This is a genomic window from Spirosoma endophyticum, from assembly GCF_900112365.1.
Lineage (GTDB): Bacteria > Bacteroidota > Bacteroidia > Cytophagales > Spirosomataceae > Spirosoma > Spirosoma endophyticum.
Genome location: NZ_FOLQ01000027.1, coordinates 35,699 through 57,468, shown reverse-complemented (window position 1 = coordinate 57,468; position 21,770 = coordinate 35,699). Strand labels below are relative to the sequence as shown.

Here is a 21,770-nt window from a genome sequence, read left to right as displayed (position 1 = left end):
CCGATTGAATTTGCCAGATGATGCCTTTATTCGCGTAAACAGCCCAGTCAAGAGTGTTCTTAGAAACATCAATCCCAATGAAATGGCGAATGTCCATTGAAGTGCTTAATTTTATGGTTCGACAATCAGACAGCTTACTCATCACTCGCTACCTTGCTAATGGGTCACAACACCCTAATTTCTATTCGAGGTTAAGTAAGAAAGACCGAGCGGGACCTGAATCGGCCCATAGGTTGCGAGCCTGGCCGGAGACGCTAGGGAAGCCCGCTCGGTTGTCTGTCTGGCAAGCTACCCAAATCTTGGTTTCTTACCAGCCCTCAAACCTAAAGGCCGGTGCGGAGTGAATGGGCGAAAGAGCGATAAAACAGGAGCGCATTAACTAATCGCTCACACACTCTTTCGTTCTTTCACTCATTAAATTAGTCCGTTAAATCATTGTATAACAACAAACTACCTTCCGTTACAACGGTGTCGCCGGGCTTGAGATTACCACCCGACACGAAGGCATACCGCGTCGTATTTTTCATCACTTTCACTTCTCGCACTTCATATTTGTCCTTGCCCGTCTGAACGATAACGTAGTAATGGTCGCGGTCGAAGACGACGGCTTTCTGCGAAACGGCCAGCGACTGAGCGCTGTTTGATACCTTCGCGTTGGGCAGGTGAACATGAATAGTGGCGAACATATCGGGTTTCAGCAGCCCATTCTGGTTAGGCAGGACGATACGCACTTTCAGCACCCGCGCCTGTTCATCGAGCACACTACTCACATTGCTAATGACACCCTTAAATGTTTTATCGGGATAGGCCAGCACCTGAATATCAACCGGTTGCCCTTGCTTGATTTCGGGAATATCCTGTTCATATACGTTGGCCAGTATCCAGATTTGCTGCAGGCTGGAAATGGTATAGAGCGGATTCTGATTATCAGCTCGTAAGTCCTGTCCGGCGTTGACGTTTTTCTCTACAATATACCCCGAGATCGGCGCTTTGACCGCAAAGGAGGGTTCGCCCGTTCCGGCTGTGCTTCCTCCATATACGCGAAGGATATTCGACGATTTACTCAGCTCGTCCTGCGCCTTTTTGACATTATTTTTGGCTGTCAGAAAATCCGTCTCCGAGGCAAAACCGGCTTTATACTGCGCCGATACGTTCTTAAGTTGTTGCTGAGCTACCTCCAGATCCGACTTATCCGCCTGATAATCGTTGGTATAGGTGGAGATGTCACCCGAGCGAATAAGCGCCAGGTCCTGTCCTTTCTGAACATAAGCCCCCAGAGAGGCCGTGGTTTTCTGGACGTTTCCACTAACGAGCGGAAACACCCGTACTACGTTATCCTGATCGAAGGTAACCGTGCCATTCAGTGTCAGCTCGTCTTCGGGATTCATTTGCCGAACAGAATCCGTCAGATAGCTGCTACTGGAATCGGCACTTGACGTTGGTGCCTTTTCTGCCTCCTCATTTTTATGTCCGCAGGCAGCCATTGTCAACCCAACGGCCAGGGCACAGAGTACTTTTTTCATGAATCAAAAGAATCTCGTGTTGGTGGTATAATTCAGTAACTGCTGCGTATTGAAGAGATTATTCAGCAGATTTATGTTGTTGAGCTGCGCCTGTTGATACGTCCTGATTTTGTCCAGATAGTCCAGCAAGCCAATCGTACGGGCATTGTACGCCTTAGTTGCTTCTACCGAAATGTTCTGAATACGGTCCAGATAGCCGTCAGGGCGGGCGTTCAATTGCGCGTAGTACGTATTCAGTTTATCGTAGGCATTCAGAACATCGCTCTGCACCACAATCTGCTGATTTTCCAGACCACCCGTCACGCTTTTGAGTGTCGTTTCTGCCGACCGAATCGCGCCCTGATTTCGGTTTCGCACCGGCAGGTCCATGGCTAGCTGGAAGCCGGTAAAGTTATTGTAAGCATTCCCGTACTTCTCGAATAACAGACCCGTTGTCAAATCGGGCGTACGCCGGGCTTTTTCCAGCGCCACGCTACGTTGGGCATTGTTGATCTGCTCCTGCGACAGACCAATGTCGGGTCGGTTTGTCTGGGCAGAGTCGAGCGCCGTGGCTAACGCAGGAAGTGTTGTTGTCAGGGGTGGCAGTTCGGTCGGCATAATGAACGTCTTATCCGGTTGACGCAGCAAAACGCGAAGAGTCGCCTGATCATCAGCAATTTGCGTCCGATAGTTTGCGCTGTTGGCCTGAAGATCACGTATCGCGACTTCCAGCCGGGTTACTTCATAAGCCGCTACGCCCCCCGTTCGGAGTGCAATTCGATAGGATTCAAGCAAGCGCTGCTGCCGGGCTATTTCCTCGTCAAATAAGTTCAGCCCCTGTAAATCATAAAACAGATTGGCATAGGTTGTATAGAGCTGATAATGAAGCGTTCGCATAATGTCACGAAACGCCAGCCGGGCCAGCGATTTATTACTTTCGGCCAGGGCTACCAGCTTGCTACGTTTGCCCGCCAACAAAATCACCTGCTGCAATTGTACGGCGTAATAGCCGCTATTGTAGATGCCAGCATCTTTATCAGCCTGCGTAGGCGGACCATACTGCAAAAATTTACGCGTACCGGGATTGTATAAGTTACCCTGAAACCACAGGTTTGGATTAGGGCGTAAACCAGCCTGCGTGATGGCGGCATCAGCGATGTCGATCTGATAGCGTTGGGCAATCAGTTGGAAATTGCGCTCGACAAACTTCTGTTCGAGTTGCGGCAGACTTTGTCGAACGGTATCGGGCGTGGCTACGGCAGTTTGAGCCAGTAGCGGTAAACAGGCACCAAGTCCACTCAGCAAAAGGCCGATGATACGGATGCGGATAAATTGAAAACGAGACATAAGCTACATATTGGCCGACTAAACCCGGCTGGTTTGGGCGGCAAGTAGCAACCCCGTGGTTAAGGTCTGGTTAAAGCTTTATTAATTAATTCTTAAAAAAATAAAAATCGGTATTAATTCATATTCTTCTCACAATCATACAATTAAATTTTAAAGAAGTTTTAATATCCCTTTAAAGCCGATTTAAAGTTGGTGCCTCACATTTGCGGTTCAATCATCATTTAGGGTGTCGGCGTATGAAAATTCTTTTAATTCAAAGTGATCCTGACTATCTCGACTTCCTGCACAGAACCTTAGTGGAACGCCAGTACACCATGAAGGTGGCTACCGACGGATACACAGGATTGGCCATGGCGTTGCACGCTCGTTTCGACCTGATTCTGCTGGATACGCAGTTACCCCGCATGGATGGTTTCGACGTAATAAGACGACTTCGACAGGAAAACGACTCGACGCCCGTGCTGCTGCTGTCTGGTTTGAATGATCCATCCGATAAAGCCAAGGGCCTGTACGCAGGTGCCGACGACTACGTAGGCCAACCGTGCGACCCCGATGAACTACTGGCTCGTATATACGCGTTGCATCGCCGACGAACGGGCGGATTCAACTCGCCCACTATTCTGAGTATTGATAATTTAGAACTGAATGTCGCCGAAAAAGTAGCTTACCGCGCCAATAAACGTATCAGTCTAACAGCCCGTGAATTTCAGTTGCTCGCTTTTCTGGTCGAAAATGCCGGGCGTGTTGTCTCGAAAGCGCAGATTTTAGAAAAAGTATGGGATAACAATACGGCCTGCAACACCAACAAAGTCGAGGTATATATTAATTTTTTACGCAAGAAAATAGATCGCGGGTTTGACCACAAATTGATTCATACAGCTATGGGCGTAGGCTATTTATTGAAAGCAGGCTTATAAATTCACCCACTGGCACATGCCGTGCACTGCACCCCTGCCTGTTCCTTAGTTATCAGCTCTTTATAAATATAGTTTAGCTCATAAAACCGATTTTTGTTAGTTTTCCGGCATGAAATTTCCCGGAAACACCCGAGGCTGGTTTTGTTTAGTGCTAGCGCTCGCCACCAGATCAGCCGTACACGCGCAGCAGGATAATAACAATAACTACCTCGATTCGCTCAAGAACTGGAGCCTGCATTTTCAGTTCACGACGATCGTACAGGGGCACACCCGTTTCAAGGGAGCCGGTTATGATGGTCGCAATACGTTGAGTACGCTGCCAGACACGGCTTTATCAGTGACGACAACTCTATTTCTGGGGCGTCGGCTATGGCGCGGAGCCGCGGTTTACGTGAACCCCGAACTCGCGGGTGGACGAGGGGTTGGTCATCGCGACAGCCAATCTCCTTATGACGAAAGTCTGTACGCGCCCGCCGTTGGTATAGCGGGCTTTCCAAATGGTGAAACATTTCGCATCGGCAGCGCCCGGCCAGCCCTATACGTTGCCCGTTTTTACATCGAACAAATTATTCCGCTGAACAGAGAGGCTTCCAAAGAAGCCGAATCAGAAGCAAACCAGGTCGAGGAACCCATCCCTTCGTCCCGGCTGGTCATAACGGCGGGCAAATTCTCCATTGCCGATATATTTGATAACAACGCCTACGCACATGACCCCAGAAGTCAGTTTTCGAACTGGTCGCTGATGAACATGGGCGCCTGGGATTACCCGGCCAACACGCGAGGCTATACGTGGAGCCTCGCCACCGAATACATCCGGCCGAACTATGCGATTCGGATTGCTGCGGCACTGATGCCCACGGTGGCAAACGGCAACGTACTGGATTGGAATATCAGCAAATCCCATGCCCTGACCCTGGAACTCGAACATAAGTTCACGCTACTGCCTCGCGCGGGAACCGTTCGGTTACTGGCTTTCCGTAACGTAACAAAAGCGCCGACCTATAGCTCAGCCACCCAGTTATTACAGACGGGTACTTACCCCACCGATCCACCTTATTTGCTGACCGGCACCCAGTACGGCGGAGTCAAATATGGATTGGGCTTAAATTTCGAACAGCCTCTGGGCGACGTAGGGGGTCTTTTCGGGCGAGCCAGTTGGAACGATGGCCACACCGCTACCTGGGCGTTTACGGAAATTGACAATAGCCTTACGGTAGGCGCGTACATTGGTGGCACGCGCTGGCACCGTCAAAACGATGTAGTAGGCATAGCCGTAGCCCGAAACGGTATTTCAGCCGATCATATCGCTTTCCTCAATGCGGGTGGAACGGGGTTCATGCTGGGTGATAATAGTTTACCCAATTACGGGACAGAAAATAGTCTGGAAGTATTTTACAAAGCCCGAGTCGCCCATACGCTTTACCTGACACTGGACTACCAGTTAGTACAGCATCCGGGTTACAATGCAGACCGGGGACCGGTAAATTTGTTTGCGTTGCGAACGCACGTTGAATTTTGATAAAACGCCTGATTAACCCAAACGCAATTTTTCAGGTTAGTAGAGCATTATGGTTGCTTTGTACCTGTTCGTTTGTTCACTTCTGACGCCCCGGATTGACTCGACTCCCCCGGTCGATACGACACGACCATCCCATTTCTTTATTAAACCGGCCTTTAACCTCGATTTCAGGGATTCGTTTCTTGAAAGCCAGCACGTAAACGTCTGGGGAATTAATGCGGGTATTCAGTATGGCCCCAAACGCCACCAACTAACGCTCGGCTATTACTGGATCAATTATGCTACGTATTTACGGCTGATTAACTGGCAACGCGACGCGGCCCGGCGCATTAACCTCGATTATTATACCCGCACCGACTTGTGGTATGTGAGCTTAATGTACTGGTGGAATTTGACCAACAACAAGAAATGGATGGTGAGTTTTCCGGTTGAAGTTGGTGGGGGTATCGCTTACGCATTGCCGCTGAATTTACGACAGGAAACCCCCGTTGACCGATCGCGCCGAAGTTTTTTCGTGCCGTTGCAGGCGGGTGTGTATGGGCAGTGGAAAGCAACACGCTGGGTAGGTCTTAGTGCCCAGATCGGCTATCGGGTTTCCATATTCCAAACTGCCATCAACCAGAATTTCAACGGGAGTTATTACAGCATTGGGGTTACTATTTATCCGGCCCTAGTGACGGACTTATGGCGGTGGGTGAAGAAAAAAGATCGAATTTCACCCATTCACCCACCCAAGCCCCGAACGCCATGAAGAAAGATAAACCGTCAGCCCAGAAATTAACCCTGCACCAGGTCATTATGCTGGTGTTATCGGTCTATGTCGTCATCGCCCTGCTCATCCGTGAACTTGTTCCTATGGACGAGCAGAACCGGCTATTGCTCGATCATATTGATACAGGTATCTGTTTTTATTTTCTGTTCGATTTCTTTCTGCGACTTTACCAGGCGCCGAACAAATGGGCGTTTTTACGCTGGGGCTGGATCGATCTGTTAGCCAGTATTCCGGCGCTCGACTGGTTCAGATTGGGACAATTGGTGCGGGTCGTTCGGATTTTGCGGATGGTCCGGTCGTTTCGTTCCATTCGTGAATTTCTGCATTACCTCTTTCGTGACCGGGCTAATGGTACGTTGGCGATCGTGTTACTTAGCGCTGTTCTCCTCATGATTTTCGGAGCCGTCGCTATTCTCTACGTCGAGCGCGTTCCCGAAGCCAATATTAAAACGCCATCCGACGCCCTTTGGTGGGCTTTTGTGACCATCACAACCGTTGGCTACGGCGACCGTTTTCCCGTTACGACAATCGGGCGGCTTATTGCGGCTATTCTGATGATTGCCGGGGTGGGTTTGTTCGGTACGTTTACCGGCTACGTGGCCAATTTTTTCGTGGAAGATGATCAGGACCAAGCCGACAGCGACATGCAAATACTCATCAGCGAAGTTCGGTTGCTACGTCAGAAAATCGAAGAGATGGAACAAGGGGGAAAAGATATATGATGTATACTATATGTCCTGCTATCAAAGCATCATATACCCTATATCCTACATCATTTCACTTTTCCTTTGCTACGCTACCTGGTAAATCATAGAGTAGCCACGTTTTGTTGCGGATATACGGCGACTTTTGCCGGATCAGGTTGATGAAATCCGTGATGCCTAAGGGCTCATTCCCATTAGCATGAATCAGCACTAGGCTGCCTTGTTTAGGCTGTTCATTTTTGGCTAACCAGGCATCGCTCCCAATGGGCAATAACCCAAACGCCAACACGCGATCGAATACGGATTTGTCGGAAACCAGACCCGGAAACCGGAAGAAGATAGAAGGCTTCAGGCCATTTTTCAGCATGGCCTGTTCGTTCAGCAGTACTTCGTCGTTCAGGTTCGTAGCGGGTTCGAGCAGGAAGTTGACGGGTAACGGAAGTCTCGGATCATACCGATGATGATACGTATGATTAACCCACGTGATATCCAGCTCCGCCAGACTGACCAAATTTTTCAGATAAGCCAGATCCTGCGGGTGCTTCTCCATCCAGAGACCCGTAACCGTAATGGTTACTGGAATTGGCTTTTCTTCCGGTTCAAATGCCTTAATCAACTGCTCAAAAACCGAGCGTGTCAGCGGTTTTGTGGAAGGACACAGGTCAATTGTCAGGCTGAATCCCCGTTCGGTCTTATCGGTACGTTCAATACCCGCGTCCTGCAAATTCTGATCCCGCTGTTGCTCAAACCGCATCGCCCGGCCATAAGGCGTTTGGCCTAGCTGTTGCATCAGGCTCGACCACGACAGAATTTTCACGCCGTTCGGCGGCAGCGCTGTTATAGCCGTTTCGAGCGTCTGTGGGTTCACGACCAGATAACGAGTCTGCGCCTGTTGCTGCCACTGACGTAGCACAATCTGCCGGGGCTGCTGTGTCGTAAGACCAAACAACACGCGGTAACTCATCAGTTGACCAAAGCCATCAACACAAAGCCCCAAAAGCAGAATGCCAATTATAACAGAACGATTCATTCAATCCCTTAAAAATCGTTGATGCTATAGGCGGACGAAACGACGCGATTCCAGTCGGGATGGCGTTTCAGATAGACCATAACAAACGGGCAAAGCGGGACAATTTTAAGGTTATTCTGCTCAACATACTGTAAAACATCTTCGACCAGCTTAGAACCGACGCCATGCCCTTCCAGGCTAGGGTCAACTTCTGTGTGCGTCAGGGCCAGCGTTTCATCATCGACCTGCTGGTATTCAACGATGGACAGTTTACCCTCAACGTCTAACTCAAAGCGGTGATGATGGGTGTTGTTATGGAGGCTGTTCGTGCTCATACAGTTTAGAATTGCGTTATGACTGTTACTCAAAAAAGTGCCTACTTGTTCAATCGAACCATCGTAATTTGCAAATAGCTTTACCCGCCTTTCAACTATGAATCGCCTTGACCGCCTGACAGCCATCCTGATCCACCTGCAAACCAAACGAGTTGTTCGCGCGCAGGAATTAGCGGACCGGTTCGACATTAGCCTCCGAACGGTTTATCGTGATGTTCGCTCACTTGAGGAAGCCGGTGTGCCGATTGGAGCCGAAGCCGGTGTTGGCTACTTCCTGACCGACTATCACCTGCCGCCCGTCATGTTTACCAGCGCCGAAGCCAGAGCGCTGATGCTAGGCGGCAAATTAATCGAAAAATGGGCTGACGAGTCCGTACGTACCGAGTTCGAATCGGCACTGTATAAAATCAAATCCGTGTTGAAACGCTCCGATCAGGAACACCTGGCCGATCTGGATGCGCACATCGACGTAGCCACACCCACCCATCGTGTTCCGTATTCCAATGAGCTTCTCAATGATATTCAGCAAGCCATCGCCCAACATCATGTACTCGACATTCAGTACCATTCTCAATACAAAGACGCCGAAACCCAGCGCGAAGTAGAACCTGTCGGACTGTATCATTACCACATGAGCTGGCACCTGATTGCTTTCTGTCGCATTCGTCAGGACTACCGCGATTTCCGCATTGATCGCATTCGCCAGCTTACCGACACGGGTGAGCGGTTTGCCCGTCGGGACCGACTCACGTTGCAGGAATACCTGAAACGACTGGATGTTGGTATGCCGATGGTATACGTAACCATTGTGTTTCGCAAAAAGGCGGCCCGCTACATGCACGAACAGAAACACTACTTCGGCTTTCAATACGAAGAAGATATGGGCGATCACATCCGGATGCATTTTCAGACACCGTACCTGGAAGGCCTGGCCCGCTGGTTGCTGATGTACGGCAATGCAACAACTATCGAGCAACCTGAGTCGTTGCATACCCTGATGCAGCGATTGGCGCAGGAAATTCAACTGCACTACTCAGCCCAAGCCGTCAGTGACTAAAAACAACCAAACAACGTAGCGGACTGCATCTTATGCCTACGCCTGCTGACACACCGTTGTCAGTGCATCAGCTAATCTTTGCGCAAACGATCAATAATCTCTTCAGAAGAGCAGATGTCTTCTAGCTGACACGAATGTATTGCCCTTCCAAACCAACGTACCTATGGCCAATGAATTAATTGTAACAAGCAGTATCCTCATCAAGGCACCAATGGCAACCGTCTGGAACGCACTGACGAACCCGGAGCAGACGAAAAAGTACATGTTTGGTTGCGAAACCGTTTCTGACTGGCACGTTGGAAGTCCATTACTCTGGCAAGGAGTTTGGGAAGGGCAGCCGATGGTTTTCGTGAAAGGGGCAATTGTAGCGATTGAGCCTACTACCCATTTAGCTTACACTACCTTCGACCCAAATTCGACGCTTGCCGATATTCCAGAGAACTACGTAACTGTTACGTATGACTTGTCTGAAGAGAAGGGACAAACCCGCTTGGTAGTAACCCAAGGCGACTTTGCCACGGTTGCCGATGGCGAACGACGCTACACCGATACCTACAATGGCGGTGAAAGCTGGAACCCCATTTTGGTGGAGATCAAAAAATTAGTAGAAACGACGTAATGTAACAGTTATAATCATTGTTCCCCAGCTTGCCTATTTGGTTTATTTTCATCCTGCAAAAAGTAGCAAGTATAATCAAGTAACTGCTCATTAATTGGGGCAGATTTGCAACAGAAATTCATCAAATGCTCAGCCTGATCTGATGGTTTATGAAGCGTAAAAAAGTAACCTGGCTTATTTTAAGCATCGTAATCTTCTTTTCTATAGCTACAGCATTTCCTTATCAGGGAGCCTAAGTGCTTTATTTGAATTTTTTGAGTAGATAATCAACAAAAAATATTGAAAATCAAGTAAACACCTAAATTGAATAAGTAAATTACTGAAAAATAATTGGCCAGATTAGCTCGTTAATCAAATGAATTAGTTATATAATAAATCTAATAGTACATCAACTCAATTAACACTATAGGTTGCCTTTAATAATCTTATTTTAAAAAAGATAAACAAATAGGATAGCCAAAACCTACATAAAAATACGTTCATATGTACTAAATAACCTTTATTATTTCAATAATTTATTTTGGGGAGCACTTCATAAGCCAAATTTTGTCTTAATTTTGATTACAGGTTGTACAATTAGTATTGATAAAGTTTTGTAGGTCATTAACTGAAACTGCGGACCAAAAACACTCTTTTTCCTGGGCATTACAAAACAGTAATTATTACAATGCATAATATATACCAATAGTAAGTTTATAAATCGATTTGATTTAATATTGAAATTTGGACTTTAATAATAAGCAGTATTTCATTAGTCTGTACACAAAATTCCATTGAAGTAGATGTAGTAACACCTACTTATATCCAAATTTACTTTTATAAACACAAGTAATAATATGAAATAAATAGTAACGCAATAGAATGAAACAATATAGTATTTCTTGTTTATCTGAAGATATAGTAACATAAAGGGCGACTTAATATAAATTAAATTGCTTAACACAACTTATCGAATCAGTTGCGACCCCTCTTTTTTGATCAATAGACTATTCACATGAAAATAGTATTACTTCATTTACCAGTTACCATTTCCGAGCGCCATCTCCCAGAAATGCATGGTTGTAATAAAAAGATCGTATCTTCCTATACACGTTTTACGTACACACGCCGGGAATTACATGCTATAAAACTGCATACCAGAAAGTCGATCCTTCCAACCACTTCTATATTAACGCCCTTATTCATTAGAGCTTCGATAGCACAAAACAATGGGAGGGCTACTGATCATATACCACTTTCTTCTGTTAGCGTGTATCGTGTGGAAAAGCCTTTTCCCTCACTGAAATTTCGAAAGCCATCTATTTCTTATAGGAAGCCTTAGCACCTACTGTTTAGAGTCAGAAATCACGACAATACCCTATTCAAAGAATCAGTATCCTAAATTTAGTGAAGTAACTTGTATGAACATAAGTGGCGTGCGTACCCAGTTAGGGTATTGGTTTATTGGTTTGTGTCTAAGCTTATCAAGTTGCATTTCCAGCAAGGAACTGGTTTTGTATCAGGCGAATGTGGGCGAAAAAGACTCGATCGCACTGGTACCACAGTATATGCAGACGATTAAAACAGGCGATGTACTATCTATTCAGGTAAGTAGCCTTAGCCCCGAAGCGACAGCATTCTTCAATCCCTACACCACTATCACTACGGCCGAGCGTGCTGGCGGACCACAACAAGTAAGTCTGACAACTCCGTTACCATATACACCCGGCTACCTAGTAAGTGAAACAGGGCAAATTGAATTGCCCCTAATTGGACAACAACCGGTCCAAGGATTGACAAATACTCAGGCAGCCGCTTTGATTCGACAAAAACTGCTCTATTATCTCAAAGAGCCAACGGTAAACGTACGAAACGTTAACTTTCAGATTTCCGTATCGGGAGAAGTAGCTCACCCATCACTTTTCTCAATTCCAAACGGACAAATTTCATTGCCAGCCGCATTAGGGCTGGCTGGTGATATTACAATTTATGGTCGTCGAACTAATGTACTGATCATCCGCGAAGAAAATGGACAACGCACCTTCAATCATGTTGATTTGACAAAGCGCGATGTATTCCAGTCGCCCTATTATTATCTGCATCCGAACGACGTTGTCTATGTAGAGCCGGGAAAAGCCCGGATTGCCAATGCGGATCGGACTTATGTGCTCTTGCCTATAATTATAAGTGCCCTGTCCTTAATTGCCATTATTGTCAGCCGTAATTAACATTCATATTCATGAATACTAATGCATATATTCCATACCAGGCTTACGAAGTGGAGACGCAACCAAACCTACGTGCTCTACTTATACGGTATGTGCGCAATTGGCCCTGGTTTTTGCTTTCGTTGATTTTGGCATTAGCATCTGCTTATATATACTTATTGTACCAACCGCCTATATATACAGTGCAAGCCAGTGTCTTAGTGAAAGACGAGAAGAGGGGTATTTCGGAACAAAGTTTGATGAAGGAAATGGATACCTTCACGCAAAGTAAAGTGGTAGAGAATGAGACAGAGATTCTTAAGTCTTATACACTTATGGATCGAGTTGTTACAAACTTGGGGCTTGATGTTCGGTATTACCAACCGGGCCGTACAGTTAAAAAACAAATTTACCAGGAATCACCAATTCGATTGATTGTGGAGAAGCCAACTCCGCAGCTGTACATGGAAGAAATGAAATTCTCCTTTGTCGATGGAAAAACGGTGAAATTGAATGGACAGGCGTACCCTGTAAACCAAAGTATTAAGACGCCCCTTGGCCAATTACGGGTATTTCCTCGAAAGCCACTCAGTATTAAGCTAGCCCCAATTTTGGCATCGGTTTCTTCGCATACCGATGCAGTTGAAGGTTATTTGTCAAATCTGAAGATTGAATCGACTTCAAAATTGTCTACGGTACTGGTTATGACTCTTCAGGAATCAGTTCCCGATCGAGGGGAAGCAATTTTGAATCAACTCATTAGCGAATATAACAAAGAAGAAATTGTTGATAAAAATAAAGAAGCCAGCAAAACACTCAATTTTATTGAGGATCGATTGGCTCTGATTTCAGGTGAACTGTCTACTGTCGAAAAGCAGGTTGAAAATTATAAGTCAACTCAGGGCATTACGGATCTCAGTATACAGGCGCAAACCTTCCTAACAGCTGTTAAAGAAAATGATACACACCTGAATGAAGTTAATATGCGGCTGGGTGCTTTAGCCGATATTGAGCGGTATGTTCAAAATCATTCAGGAGAGAAGGGCGTTGCTCCCGCAACACTGGGGTTCGATGACCGCATTTTAACGGGTTTGTTATCCAAAGTTGCTGAACTGGAATTAAAACGGGAGGATGTGTCAAGAACCATGTCGTCGAACAACCCATTGCTCCAATCGCTCGATAGCCAGCTGAAAGCTATAAAGGCCAGCATCAATGAAAATATCCAAACCATTCGTCAACAATTAGTTAGTAACCGAAATCAACTCATTGCCAACAATGGACGCATGGAGGGTATTATTCGAACTATTCCTGGTAAAGAGCGTGCCTTATTGAATATTACCCGACAACAATCCATTAAAAATGGATTGTACACCTACTTACTGCAAAAGCGGGAAGAGACGGCTCTTTCAGCCGCTTCCAGAATGTCAGACAGCCGGACAGTCGATGCCGCACACACAAGCAATAGGCCTGTGAAACCAGTTAAGATGATGATTTTCGCTTTGTTTGCGGTATTAGGACTCTTAATACCCATAGGGTTTATTACCGCTAAAGACATCCTAAATGATAATGTGATGCGCCGGGCCGACGTAGTAGAAGCGACCCAAATTCCCATTCTTGGCGAAGTTGTAAAAGGTCGTCAAAAAAATACGGAGAATCTTGTGCTCAATCCAAGTGTGCAGTCGGTAATGGGTGAGCAAATACGGGCATTACGCACAAACCTGCAATTCCTACGCAGCGATCCGCAAAAAAGTCAGGTTCTATTGTTTACCTCCAGCATTAGTGGCGAAGGCAAATCCTTCATTTCGCTGAATCTGGGAGCCAGTCTGGCAATGGTCAAGCGCAAGACAGTTATTCTGGAAATGGATTTGCGAAAGCCAAGGTTACATAAGAGCCTGCACATTGAAAACCAGACGGGACTAAGTAATTACCTAATGGGCGAGGCTAGCATTGACGAGCTACTCCATCCAATTATGGGCTATCCTAATTACTATATTATTACAGCAGGCCCACTGCCATCAAATCCAGCCGAGTTACTAAGTTCTCCTCATATGGAGGAATTATTTTCAGGATTAAAAGAGCGGTTTGAATATATACTAGTTGACTCACCGCCCATTGGTTTGGTAACCGACTCACAATTGATTGCTTCTTTTGCTGATGCGACAATGTTTTTAGTACGCCATGATCATACACCTAAAAGCTACATTAAGATGGTAGATACGCTTTATAAAGAAGGACGCTTTCCCAAGCTAAGCATTATTCTAAATGGGATAGGTGAAGGTGAATCACTAAATTACAGTTACAACTATGGAGATTATCAGGACTTGGTTAAGAAAGGCAAATAGACACATTTAACACTATCAATTTCAATATTATCAAATCCATACCCTTACTTTACTATAACTTTTATTATATGTTAAGTCTTAATTCACACTACAAAAGTCTGTACGTATACACAGAACCAAGTACGCGCCGTAGCGATTTCACTTATCAACAATTAGGGAAACGAGCGTTTGATATTGGCGTTGCATTATTAATTGCTGTAACAATTTTATCTTGGCTGATTCCATTATTGGGCTTATTAATTCGAATAGAATCACCGGGTCCAATTCTGTTTATTCAGAAGCGTACTGGTTTTCGGGGAGTGGAATTTAACTGTCTCAAATTCCGTACCATGACGTACAACCCGAAGGCCGATTTTCAACAGGCAACAAAATACGATAATCGAGTAACCCTACTTGGCCGTTTTTTACGACGTACAAATCTAGATGAAATGCCACAATTCTTAAACGTCCTTGTTGGTGATATGAGTATCGTTGGTCCGCGCCCTCACGCTCTACAACACAGTGCACAATTTTGGAATACTATGCCTGAATACCGCAAACGCTACAGAGTAAAACCAGGAATAACGGGATTAGCTCAGGTACGAGGTTGCCGCGGCGAGACGGACAAATTCATAAAAATGCAACATCGAGTAAAATATGATCGCTTTTACAATCGAAAAAGATCACCAGCCTTAGATATGTGGATTTGCTGGTTGACGATAAAATCAATGATAGAAGGCAATATGAACGTTTGGTAAATTAGAACATGAGCTAAACTTTGCTTGAGTAAGTTTTTTACAAAAGAAGTCCCAACGTAAGAAGCTAATCGCTGAAAAAATTGCTGAAAGGGCTATAAATGACTATTTCCCAATAATTAAGGTAATGCGCATATAGTCGGAACAATTTTTAGTAGTTGAAAAACTGCTCTTCAATTGTTAAATTAAATAAACACTAACGAGCTCATGTTGCTTGAATTTCAGGTGTTTTGCGGGAATAAATTTTATAGAACGAACAAGCAGTGGTTAGGAAGTCAGAAACTGAAATGATTAAATACGTCCTAAATAGATAATTTTTCTATTCGGGTCGAACCATTCTTGTTATTTAAACGCATTAAAAGAACATCAAAGCACATAGACGATATCGAGAAAACTACTTCACTAGCGTGGAAAAGAATTAGACTTAGTTATTAATTCTTCAAAAATTGTAATGAATGTCGATTTACCAATGACATTAAATTTACTTAATAAAACTCTCAAATAATAAAGTTTTAAATTTTTGGTCGTGGCTGAACTGCGTTGAAGGGTATATCTTTGAGTATGGTTTTAGAAGCGGTTGTTTGCAAGCATTGTGGTCAAACGAAACAAGTCAAACGGTATGAAACTACCCGTACTGGTATCCAACGCTACCGATGTTACGACTGTGGGCGTACATTTGTTTGGACTTACACCCATAAAGCTCGTGATCCACTAATCAAAGCACAAATCACACAAATGGCTTTGAACGGATCAGGAGTTCGGGATACCGCTCGCGTTTTGGGTGTTAATCGTAATACAGTTAGCAATCAGTTTAAAAAAAAAGGGGTCGCCCATGCGGTACTGGGGTCGTTCATGTCAATCCTGCTTGTGTTAATAAAGGCCTGATAATGAGCCTCAAAGAGGACGAGATGTGCCGGGCCGTCATCGCGGGCATATGCAAGTAGAAAACTATAGCCTCGTTAGCTATGACGGTCGGCCGCTGCCGTGGGTAGAAGACGCAGTAAGGGGTGAGGTTATTGCCTTTATTTTTGGCCCGGTCCGGCGGTGCAGCCGTACAAACCAAACATTTCTTCACTTAATGAAGCTGCTTGAGCAAGCCAATATTAAAGTAATCAGATAGATCACGGATGCTTGATGGGCATACTATGATTGTTTAGACCAAGTGCTCCGACTGGAGAGTAAAGCCTTGTTACAGATCTTGGAGCGAAAGCATCTGACGCTTCGCACACGGCTTAAGCGATTAGCCCGCCGAACGATCTGCTTTTCAAAGTTAGTGATCGTACATGATACTGTAATTGGTTTGTTTATCAAACAGTTTATCTTTGACGATAAACGCAATTAAGCCACTACAAATTTTTGAACATTAACGAAATACGTTTTAAATAAAATTGAAAGAACAAAACCATAAAAAAAGCAGTTATTTTAAGAAAAAAAATAAAGATGTCCTAAATTTATTGATAAAAATTCGCTATTATGATCGGATTAATATACAGACAATAAAATGAATTCAAATAATTCTAAGAATCAACTAACAAAAAATGTTTTCTCACTTACAATAGTTCAAGTTGCTACATATATATTGCCATTAATATCAGTTCCAGTTGTTTCCCGAATTATTGGCCCAGCTAAATACGGAATTATTAATTTCTCGGCTGCATATATCTCATACTTCACACTATTAATCAGCTACAGTTTCGATTTTACAGCAACTAGAAAGATTGCTAGAGAACCTAACAATGAGTGTAATCGAAATCTCGTCTTCAGTGAGGTATTTTATACACAATGTTTATTGTTTGTTTTTTCCTTGATCACATTTACAATTTTGCTTTTTAATGTTTCAGAACTAAAAGAAAATATTACAGTAGTTATATTTTCTTTTTCCATATGCGTTGCTACATTATTTACTCAAAATTGGTTATTCCAAGCAATGCAGGATCTTTCAAAAGTAGCTTTATTTAATTTAATTAGTAGACTTATATTTACATTATTAATCCTATTAATTGTCCGAAAAAATGCCGATTATATTTGGCAACCCTTACTACTTGGTGTTGTTCAGACTACTATTGCAATATGGTCTTTTATATGGGCATTTAAAAAATATAAATTAAGGTTCATTAAAGTGTCAATAATTAGATGCTTTCAGCTGCTATGGGAAGAAAGAATAATTTTCCTGTCACTCATTTTTGTAAACTTCTATTCAAGCACCAATACTGTGATACTTGGGTTATATCAAGATGCAGAACAAGTTGGATATTATACCGCAGCGCAACGATTGATAATTATAGCACAATCTGTTTTAGCAATGCCTTTAGCACAAGCATTTTACCCATTTATTGGGAAAGCTTTTGGAGAAAGTCGTGAACAGGGTTTAAAAGTAGCACAAAAACTGATTTCATTCATTGTTATATATGTTGGATTAGCGTCTATTATGATGTGTGTATTAGGGCCATTTGTAATCAGAGCTTTTTATGGGCAAAAATTTGAGGCAGCTATTCCTATCTTTCAGATATTAACCATCATTCCATTACTATTTTCTTTAAATAATGTACTGGGAATTCAAATAATGCTAAACCTAGGGATGGATAAGTACTTTTTAAAAGTAACAGCAGCTGCTGGTGTATTAAGCATTTTTTTAAACATTTTGACAGTAAAGCACTTAGGATATATTGGGTCGACAATTAATTGGTTAATAATAGAATTCTTTCTTTTTGGTAATATGTATATAATTTTGAAGCAGCAAAATTTAAATCCGATTAATAGTAAATATTTTAAGTTTAGCTTAATAATAGAATATATTAAGCCATTAAAAGAAAAATTGTTTAAATTGTAAAAGTAGAATTTTGGGTAATGGCCTAACTGCGTTGAATAGAGTATCTTTGTGAATGGTCTTAGAAGCTGTTGCCTGCAAACATTGTGGCAAAACCCAACACGTTAAACGGTATGGCACTACCCGTGCGGGTACCCAACGCTACCGATGCTTCGACTGCGGCCGGACTTTCGTCCAGACATACACACACAAAGCCCGGGACCCCTTGGTCAAAGAGCGGATCACTCAGATGGTCCTCAACGGAGCAGGCATACGTGATACTGCTCGTGTTTTAGGCGTCAATCGCAATACCGTCAGCGCTCAGTTTAAGAAAAACAGGGCCGCCCGTGCGGTAGTGAAGTCATCCATGTAAACCCCTTATACGTCAATAGAGGCTTGAAAATGAGTCTTAAAGTCAACGAGATGTGGTCGTACTTAAGTAAGAAAAAACAACCCCGGTGGCTGTGGTGGGTCGAGGATGCCGTGACAGGCGAAATTATTGCCTTCGTTTTCGGACGACGTACGCACCAAATGTTTCGCCACCTACTTAGCCTTTTAGAGCAGGCTAAAATTAAAATAATTAGGTGGATAACAGACTCTTGGTGGGCTTACTTTGATTGCTTAGATCAACGCTTACGCTTAGTCCGTAAGGCGGCATTACAAGGGCTTGAACGGAAGCATCTTACTCTTCGAACACGCTTAAAGCGACTGACCCGCCGAACCATTTGCTTCTCTAAATCAGTGACGGTCCAAGATACCATAATCGGCCAATTCATTGACCCTTTCTTCTTCGCCAATAAACGCAATTAAGCCACTACCTATTTTACCAGACTCATAATAAAATACGAATATTGACAGCTGATTCTCTCATTAATAATTACTATGCTTCAAGTCAACATAAAAACCTAATAACATATAAATTATACATTAAATGCAAAAAAAGTAAAAAAGTTAATCATAACCACAAATAAATTATTTATTATTAAAAAAAGTAACAAGATTTTTTAACTGAGATCTTTAGGATATAACCAGCTTTTTAGAAAACATTGATTAAATTCCTAATATTATTATATATTGCAATATCAAATATGAAAAACATAATGATAATATGCCGATTCAAATCATAAACCTATTATATTTACCTATTAGCAACTACGAGAATGTAAATAATGTCTTATTCATTCGTTAAATTGTAAAAATGTGATTTAAACTTTGTTTGCATAATAATTAGCTATTTATGTCTACATTTTAAATTATACCTAATATAAAATACGTAGATGGAATAAGTAAGTGGATATCTCAGGTTAAGGGAATCTATAAAATAAAGTAAACTGCTTAAGCAAATAAACAAAATATATTAAAATCATTATTGAGTAAAAATAAGTAAATGAAAATTTTGAAATGATATAAATATATACTAAGGACTAGGCATTAATGATTTATTAACAGTCCCGTAAGGGCAAACCTATAAATAAAAATATAGGAACTAGTTAAAAGTGGTAATATCAGTCAAAATATTGCATTTATCAGAGAAATCACAAAAAACTTTTTTGATAAATTTTAAAAAATCGAATATTGAAACTAGAACATTTTAAAGACTTTAAAACGTTATAGTTTCAAATACAACCAATATTTTTCCTGTAATTGCTATTCTAATCTAAAAACTTAATGTTACCAATTAGCTTTATAAATATTCTTTAAAACTTAAAAAATTATGATGTCCACAACCGAATTCTTAGGTTACTCTTTAGCAGTAAACCCTTTTCCTATTAATATTAATAAAACAAATAAAATTGTAATTAATACCATAAATCAATATGCATTTTGTATCTCTGAAAGGGATATCACTTTTAAAGAGGCTTTGCAAGCATCAGATATATTACTCCCAGATGGAATAGGGGTAGTAAAAGCCTGTATGTTTATAACTGGTAAGCCAATTAAAAAAATTGCTGGTGCTGAAATGCATACGTATCTTTTAGAAAAGCTTAATGAAATGGAAGGAAAATGTTTTTATTTAGGTTCCTCACAAGGAACATTAGATAAAATTAGAATACGTATGAAAAAAGAATATCCATTAATTAAAAGTGAATTTTACTCCCCGCCATTCAAAAAAGACTTTACAGAAGAAGATATTAGTATAATGATTGAAAAAATTAATAAATTCAAGCCTAATATACTATTTTTAGGGCTGACAGCGCCTAAACAAGAAAAATTATCATATTTTTTAAAAGAAAAAGTTCAAACTAATATAATTTGTTCGGTTGGAGCAGTGTTTGATTTTTATGCCGAAACTATGACTAGACCGAGTCTATTTTGGATAAACCTGAATCTAGAATGGTTTATTAGACTTACGAAAGAACCAAAAAGAATGTGGAAGAGATATATATATTATGGATTTATATTCGCTTATGATATTACAAAAGCAAAACTTAGGATGTAAAATATCTAATTAATGTTCAATTATCACAAGAAATCGCATAGAGCGTATATCTTACCATTGGTTTTCTAGTTCATCTCAAACAAAAAAAATACTAATTAAAATACAATAAAACATATTAATTATATTCAGAAATGACTACCTTAAATTTAAATTCTTATCAAATAAATAAAAATAATAAAAAGGTTACATATATAGAAGGAATAAGGGGATTGGCGGCTTTCATGGTTGTTATCTATCACTATTTATTAGCCTTTTATCCAGCACATGCAAATGGAAGGTTGGAAGAGGTTCATTTAAATCTTTTAGAAATACTGTATTTTAAGTCTCCATTTTTATTTCTTACCAATGGACAATTATTTGTTTTAATATTTTTTATATTAAGTGGTTATGTTTTAAGCAAAAAATTCATGCTAGATAAAGACATGGATTATTTAGCTTCTGCATTTATTAGACGACTACCTCGATTGTATATTCCAGTAGCTGTTTCATTAATTATTAGCTACATAATACTAGTATTATCATTAGATTATAACTCGGATGCCAGTATTATAACTAAATCTACCTGGTTAGAATCATTAAAAGGAGACAAACTCTTTATAACTTTTTTAAAAAATATTTTAATTAGCGCAATGTTTCTAGGAAATAATTCTTATAATACTGTTCTTTGGTCAATTACTATAGAATTTTATGGGTCAATACTCGTTTTTGGTTCTTTAGCATTAATTTATAAAAGTAGAAATTCTGTGTTTATACTTTTATTTATACTTTTTATATTATTGTTTCATGAGAAATATGAATATAGCGCTTTCATATTAGGCATATTACTTAATTATAGTGACTATATTAAATTTAAAAATAAAAACCTAAATAAACTATCAATTATATTCACATTTTTTTTTGGATTACTTTTAGGAGGCTTTCCTCATGTTTATCACACTTCAACGCCCACAATTAGTGGCACATTTTTTGAGTTTTTAAATTATAATTTTATAATCGAAAGAAGTGGTCTAATAAATGAAATTGGTGCTTTTTTAGTAATTTTTTCAATCCAAAAATGGGCAGTAATGAGAGAATTTTTTTCTGGAAGATTTTTTCTTTATTTAGGTAAAATTTCATTTTCAATGTATTTAATTCACGTTTTAATACTTAAATCTTTTAGTTCATATCTTTTCATATATCTACAAAGAATATTTAGTTACAATTGGTCATTTTTATTTCAATGTATTCCTTCTTTTCTATTAATTATTGTAATATCACATATGATGACTAATTATGTAGATGAAAAAAGTATTTTGTTGTCTAAATTATTTTATAAAAAATATTTTTTAAATGATAACTCAGTGTTAAGTAAAAAGTAAATAAATATTTAAAAAAAATGGATTATTATAAAGTTTAAAAAATATACTTCTATATAGTATCTTAAGAGGTAAATTATAATACTGATCGAAGATAAGAAACATATTAAATTATTCAAAATGAAG

The 21,770-nt window shown here is 41.3% G+C and carries 19 protein-coding genes and 1 pseudogene; 16 read left to right on the top strand and 4 right to left on the bottom strand.

Annotation, left to right across the window (positions count from 1 at the left end):
- Positions 1-419: 419 nt before the first annotated feature.
- Both BM202_RS32080 and BM202_RS32075 read right to left on the bottom strand, forming a co-directional pair.
- A complete protein-coding gene (locus BM202_RS32080; protein WP_093833959.1) occupies positions 420-1,523 on the bottom strand; it encodes an efflux RND transporter periplasmic adaptor subunit in 1,104 nt (367 codons plus the stop codon).
- Between the two features lie 3 nt (positions 1,524-1,526).
- Positions 1,527-2,849: a TolC family protein gene (locus BM202_RS32075; protein ID WP_093833957.1), complete on the bottom strand. Its 1,323-nt coding sequence runs from the start codon at positions 2,847-2,849 to the stop codon at positions 1,527-1,529.
- 236 nt (positions 2,850-3,085) lie between these two features.
- On the opposite strand from BM202_RS32075, the gene BM202_RS32070 reads away from it, so the two are divergent.
- From BM202_RS32070 to BM202_RS32055, 4 genes are all read left to right on the top strand, one after another.
- Positions 3,086-3,766, top strand: coding sequence for a response regulator transcription factor (locus BM202_RS32070; RefSeq protein WP_093833955.1), 681 nt, complete (start codon positions 3,086-3,088; stop codon positions 3,764-3,766).
- 109 nt (positions 3,767-3,875) lie between these two features.
- Positions 3,876-5,285: a carbohydrate porin gene (locus BM202_RS32065; RefSeq protein ID WP_093833953.1), complete on the top strand. Its 1,410-nt coding sequence runs from the start codon at positions 3,876-3,878 to the stop codon at positions 5,283-5,285.
- Between the two features lie 49 nt (positions 5,286-5,334).
- Positions 5,335-6,036, top strand: coding sequence for a hypothetical protein (locus BM202_RS32060; RefSeq protein ID WP_093833951.1), 702 nt, complete (start codon positions 5,335-5,337; stop codon positions 6,034-6,036).
- Positions 6,033-6,779: an ion transporter gene (locus BM202_RS32055; protein ID WP_093833949.1), complete on the top strand. Its 747-nt coding sequence runs from the start codon at positions 6,033-6,035 to the stop codon at positions 6,777-6,779. Before BM202_RS32060 ends, BM202_RS32055 begins: the two co-directional genes overlap by 4 nt.
- 55 nt (positions 6,780-6,834) lie before the next feature.
- Here the strand turns inward: BM202_RS32055 and BM202_RS32050 are convergent, their stop codons facing one another.
- Together BM202_RS32050 and BM202_RS32045 are read right to left on the bottom strand one after the other, a co-directional pair.
- On the bottom strand, positions 6,835-7,791 hold the full coding sequence (locus BM202_RS32050) for a polysaccharide deacetylase family protein (RefSeq protein WP_177236770.1): 957 nt from the start codon (positions 7,789-7,791) through the stop codon (positions 6,835-6,837).
- A gap of 8 nt (positions 7,792-7,799) precedes the next feature.
- Entirely contained in the window at positions 7,800-8,105 is a 306-nt protein-coding gene (locus BM202_RS32045) for a GNAT family N-acetyltransferase (RefSeq protein ID WP_093833947.1), read from the bottom strand.
- Between the two features lie 97 nt (positions 8,106-8,202).
- Between BM202_RS32045 and BM202_RS32040 the strand changes: the two genes are divergently transcribed.
- The 12 genes and pseudogenes from BM202_RS32040 (at position 8,203) to BM202_RS31985 (ending at position 21,647) form a co-directional block, all read left to right on the top strand.
- A complete protein-coding gene (locus BM202_RS32040) occupies positions 8,203-9,162 on the top strand; it encodes a helix-turn-helix transcriptional regulator (RefSeq protein ID WP_093833945.1) in 960 nt (319 codons plus the stop codon).
- A 163-nt stretch (positions 9,163-9,325) separates the two neighbouring features.
- Positions 9,326-9,781, top strand: coding sequence for an SRPBCC domain-containing protein (locus BM202_RS32035; protein ID WP_093833943.1), 456 nt, complete (start codon positions 9,326-9,328; stop codon positions 9,779-9,781).
- A gap of 1,400 nt (positions 9,782-11,181) precedes the next feature.
- A complete protein-coding gene (locus BM202_RS32030) occupies positions 11,182-11,988 on the top strand; it encodes a polysaccharide biosynthesis/export family protein (protein ID WP_093833941.1) in 807 nt (268 codons plus the stop codon).
- Between the two features lie 11 nt (positions 11,989-11,999).
- Entirely contained in the window at positions 12,000-14,309 is a 2,310-nt protein-coding gene (locus BM202_RS32025) for a GumC family protein (protein WP_093833939.1), read from the top strand.
- 68 nt (positions 14,310-14,377) lie between these two features.
- Positions 14,378-15,046 (top strand): sugar transferase, encoded by a 669-nt coding sequence (locus BM202_RS32020; protein WP_093833937.1) that lies wholly within the window; start codon positions 14,378-14,380, stop codon positions 15,044-15,046.
- A 558-nt stretch (positions 15,047-15,604) separates the two neighbouring features.
- The gene (locus BM202_RS38550; RefSeq protein WP_093833935.1) at positions 15,605-15,928 is read left to right on the top strand and encodes an IS1-like element transposase; all 324 of its coding nucleotides are present in this window, start codon (positions 15,605-15,607) and stop codon (positions 15,926-15,928) included.
- Between the two features lie 268 nt (positions 15,929-16,196).
- Positions 16,197-16,385: pseudogene (locus BM202_RS32010) on the top strand (IS1 family transposase); the annotation flags it as partial.
- 159 nt (positions 16,386-16,544) lie between these two features.
- Positions 16,545-17,873, top strand: a complete 1,329-nt coding sequence (locus BM202_RS32005) for a flippase (RefSeq protein ID WP_093833933.1) — start codon at positions 16,545-16,547, stop codon at positions 17,871-17,873.
- A gap of 52 nt (positions 17,874-17,925) precedes the next feature.
- Positions 17,926-18,222: an IS1-like element transposase gene (locus BM202_RS32000; protein WP_093833931.1), complete on the top strand. Its 297-nt coding sequence runs from the start codon at positions 17,926-17,928 to the stop codon at positions 18,220-18,222.
- A 29-nt stretch (positions 18,223-18,251) separates the two neighbouring features.
- Positions 18,252-18,659: an IS1 family transposase gene (locus BM202_RS39220; protein ID WP_093833929.1), complete on the top strand. Its 408-nt coding sequence runs from the start codon at positions 18,252-18,254 to the stop codon at positions 18,657-18,659.
- A gap of 904 nt (positions 18,660-19,563) precedes the next feature.
- The gene (locus tag BM202_RS31990; protein ID WP_245776883.1) at positions 19,564-20,289 is read left to right on the top strand and encodes a WecB/TagA/CpsF family glycosyltransferase; all 726 of its coding nucleotides are present in this window, start codon (positions 19,564-19,566) and stop codon (positions 20,287-20,289) included.
- Between the two features lie 131 nt (positions 20,290-20,420).
- Positions 20,421-21,647: an acyltransferase family protein gene (locus BM202_RS31985; RefSeq protein WP_093833927.1), complete on the top strand. Its 1,227-nt coding sequence runs from the start codon at positions 20,421-20,423 to the stop codon at positions 21,645-21,647.
- Positions 21,648-21,770 lie beyond the last annotated feature (123 nt).

Coding starts and splice junctions, on each gene's coding strand:
- BM202_RS31985 (WP_093833927.1), top strand. CDS start 20,421: ATGACTACCTTAAATTTAAATTCTTATCAAATAAATAAAAATAATAAA.
- BM202_RS38550 (WP_093833935.1), top strand. CDS start 15,605: ATGGTTTTAGAAGCGGTTGTTTGCAAGCATTGTGGTCAAACGAAACAA.
- BM202_RS32080 (WP_093833959.1), bottom strand. CDS start 1,523: ATGAAAAAAGTACTCTGTGCCCTGGCCGTTGGGTTGACAATGGCTGCC.
- BM202_RS32060 (WP_093833951.1), top strand. CDS start 5,335: ATGGTTGCTTTGTACCTGTTCGTTTGTTCACTTCTGACGCCCCGGATT.
- BM202_RS32020 (WP_093833937.1), top strand. CDS start 14,378: ATGTTAAGTCTTAATTCACACTACAAAAGTCTGTACGTATACACAGAA.
- BM202_RS32050 (WP_177236770.1), bottom strand. CDS start 7,791: ATGAATCGTTCTGTTATAATTGGCATTCTGCTTTTGGGGCTTTGTGTT.
- BM202_RS31990 (WP_245776883.1), top strand. CDS start 19,564: ATGATGTCCACAACCGAATTCTTAGGTTACTCTTTAGCAGTAAACCCT.
- BM202_RS32075 (WP_093833957.1), bottom strand. CDS start 2,849: ATGTCTCGTTTTCAATTTATCCGCATCCGTATCATCGGCCTTTTGCTG.
- BM202_RS32030 (WP_093833941.1), top strand. CDS start 11,182: ATGAACATAAGTGGCGTGCGTACCCAGTTAGGGTATTGGTTTATTGGT.
- BM202_RS32055 (WP_093833949.1), top strand. CDS start 6,033: ATGAAGAAAGATAAACCGTCAGCCCAGAAATTAACCCTGCACCAGGTC.
- BM202_RS32000 (WP_093833931.1), top strand. CDS start 17,926: ATGGTCTTAGAAGCTGTTGCCTGCAAACATTGTGGCAAAACCCAACAC.
- BM202_RS32070 (WP_093833955.1), top strand. CDS start 3,086: ATGAAAATTCTTTTAATTCAAAGTGATCCTGACTATCTCGACTTCCTG.
- BM202_RS32035 (WP_093833943.1), top strand. CDS start 9,326: ATGGCCAATGAATTAATTGTAACAAGCAGTATCCTCATCAAGGCACCA.
- BM202_RS32040 (WP_093833945.1), top strand. CDS start 8,203: ATGAATCGCCTTGACCGCCTGACAGCCATCCTGATCCACCTGCAAACC.
- BM202_RS32005 (WP_093833933.1), top strand. CDS start 16,545: ATGAATTCAAATAATTCTAAGAATCAACTAACAAAAAATGTTTTCTCA.
- BM202_RS32025 (WP_093833939.1), top strand. CDS start 12,000: ATGAATACTAATGCATATATTCCATACCAGGCTTACGAAGTGGAGACG.
- BM202_RS39220 (WP_093833929.1), top strand. CDS start 18,252: ATGAGTCTTAAAGTCAACGAGATGTGGTCGTACTTAAGTAAGAAAAAA.
- BM202_RS32045 (WP_093833947.1), bottom strand. CDS start 8,105: ATGAGCACGAACAGCCTCCATAACAACACCCATCATCACCGCTTTGAG.
- BM202_RS32065 (WP_093833953.1), top strand. CDS start 3,876: ATGAAATTTCCCGGAAACACCCGAGGCTGGTTTTGTTTAGTGCTAGCG.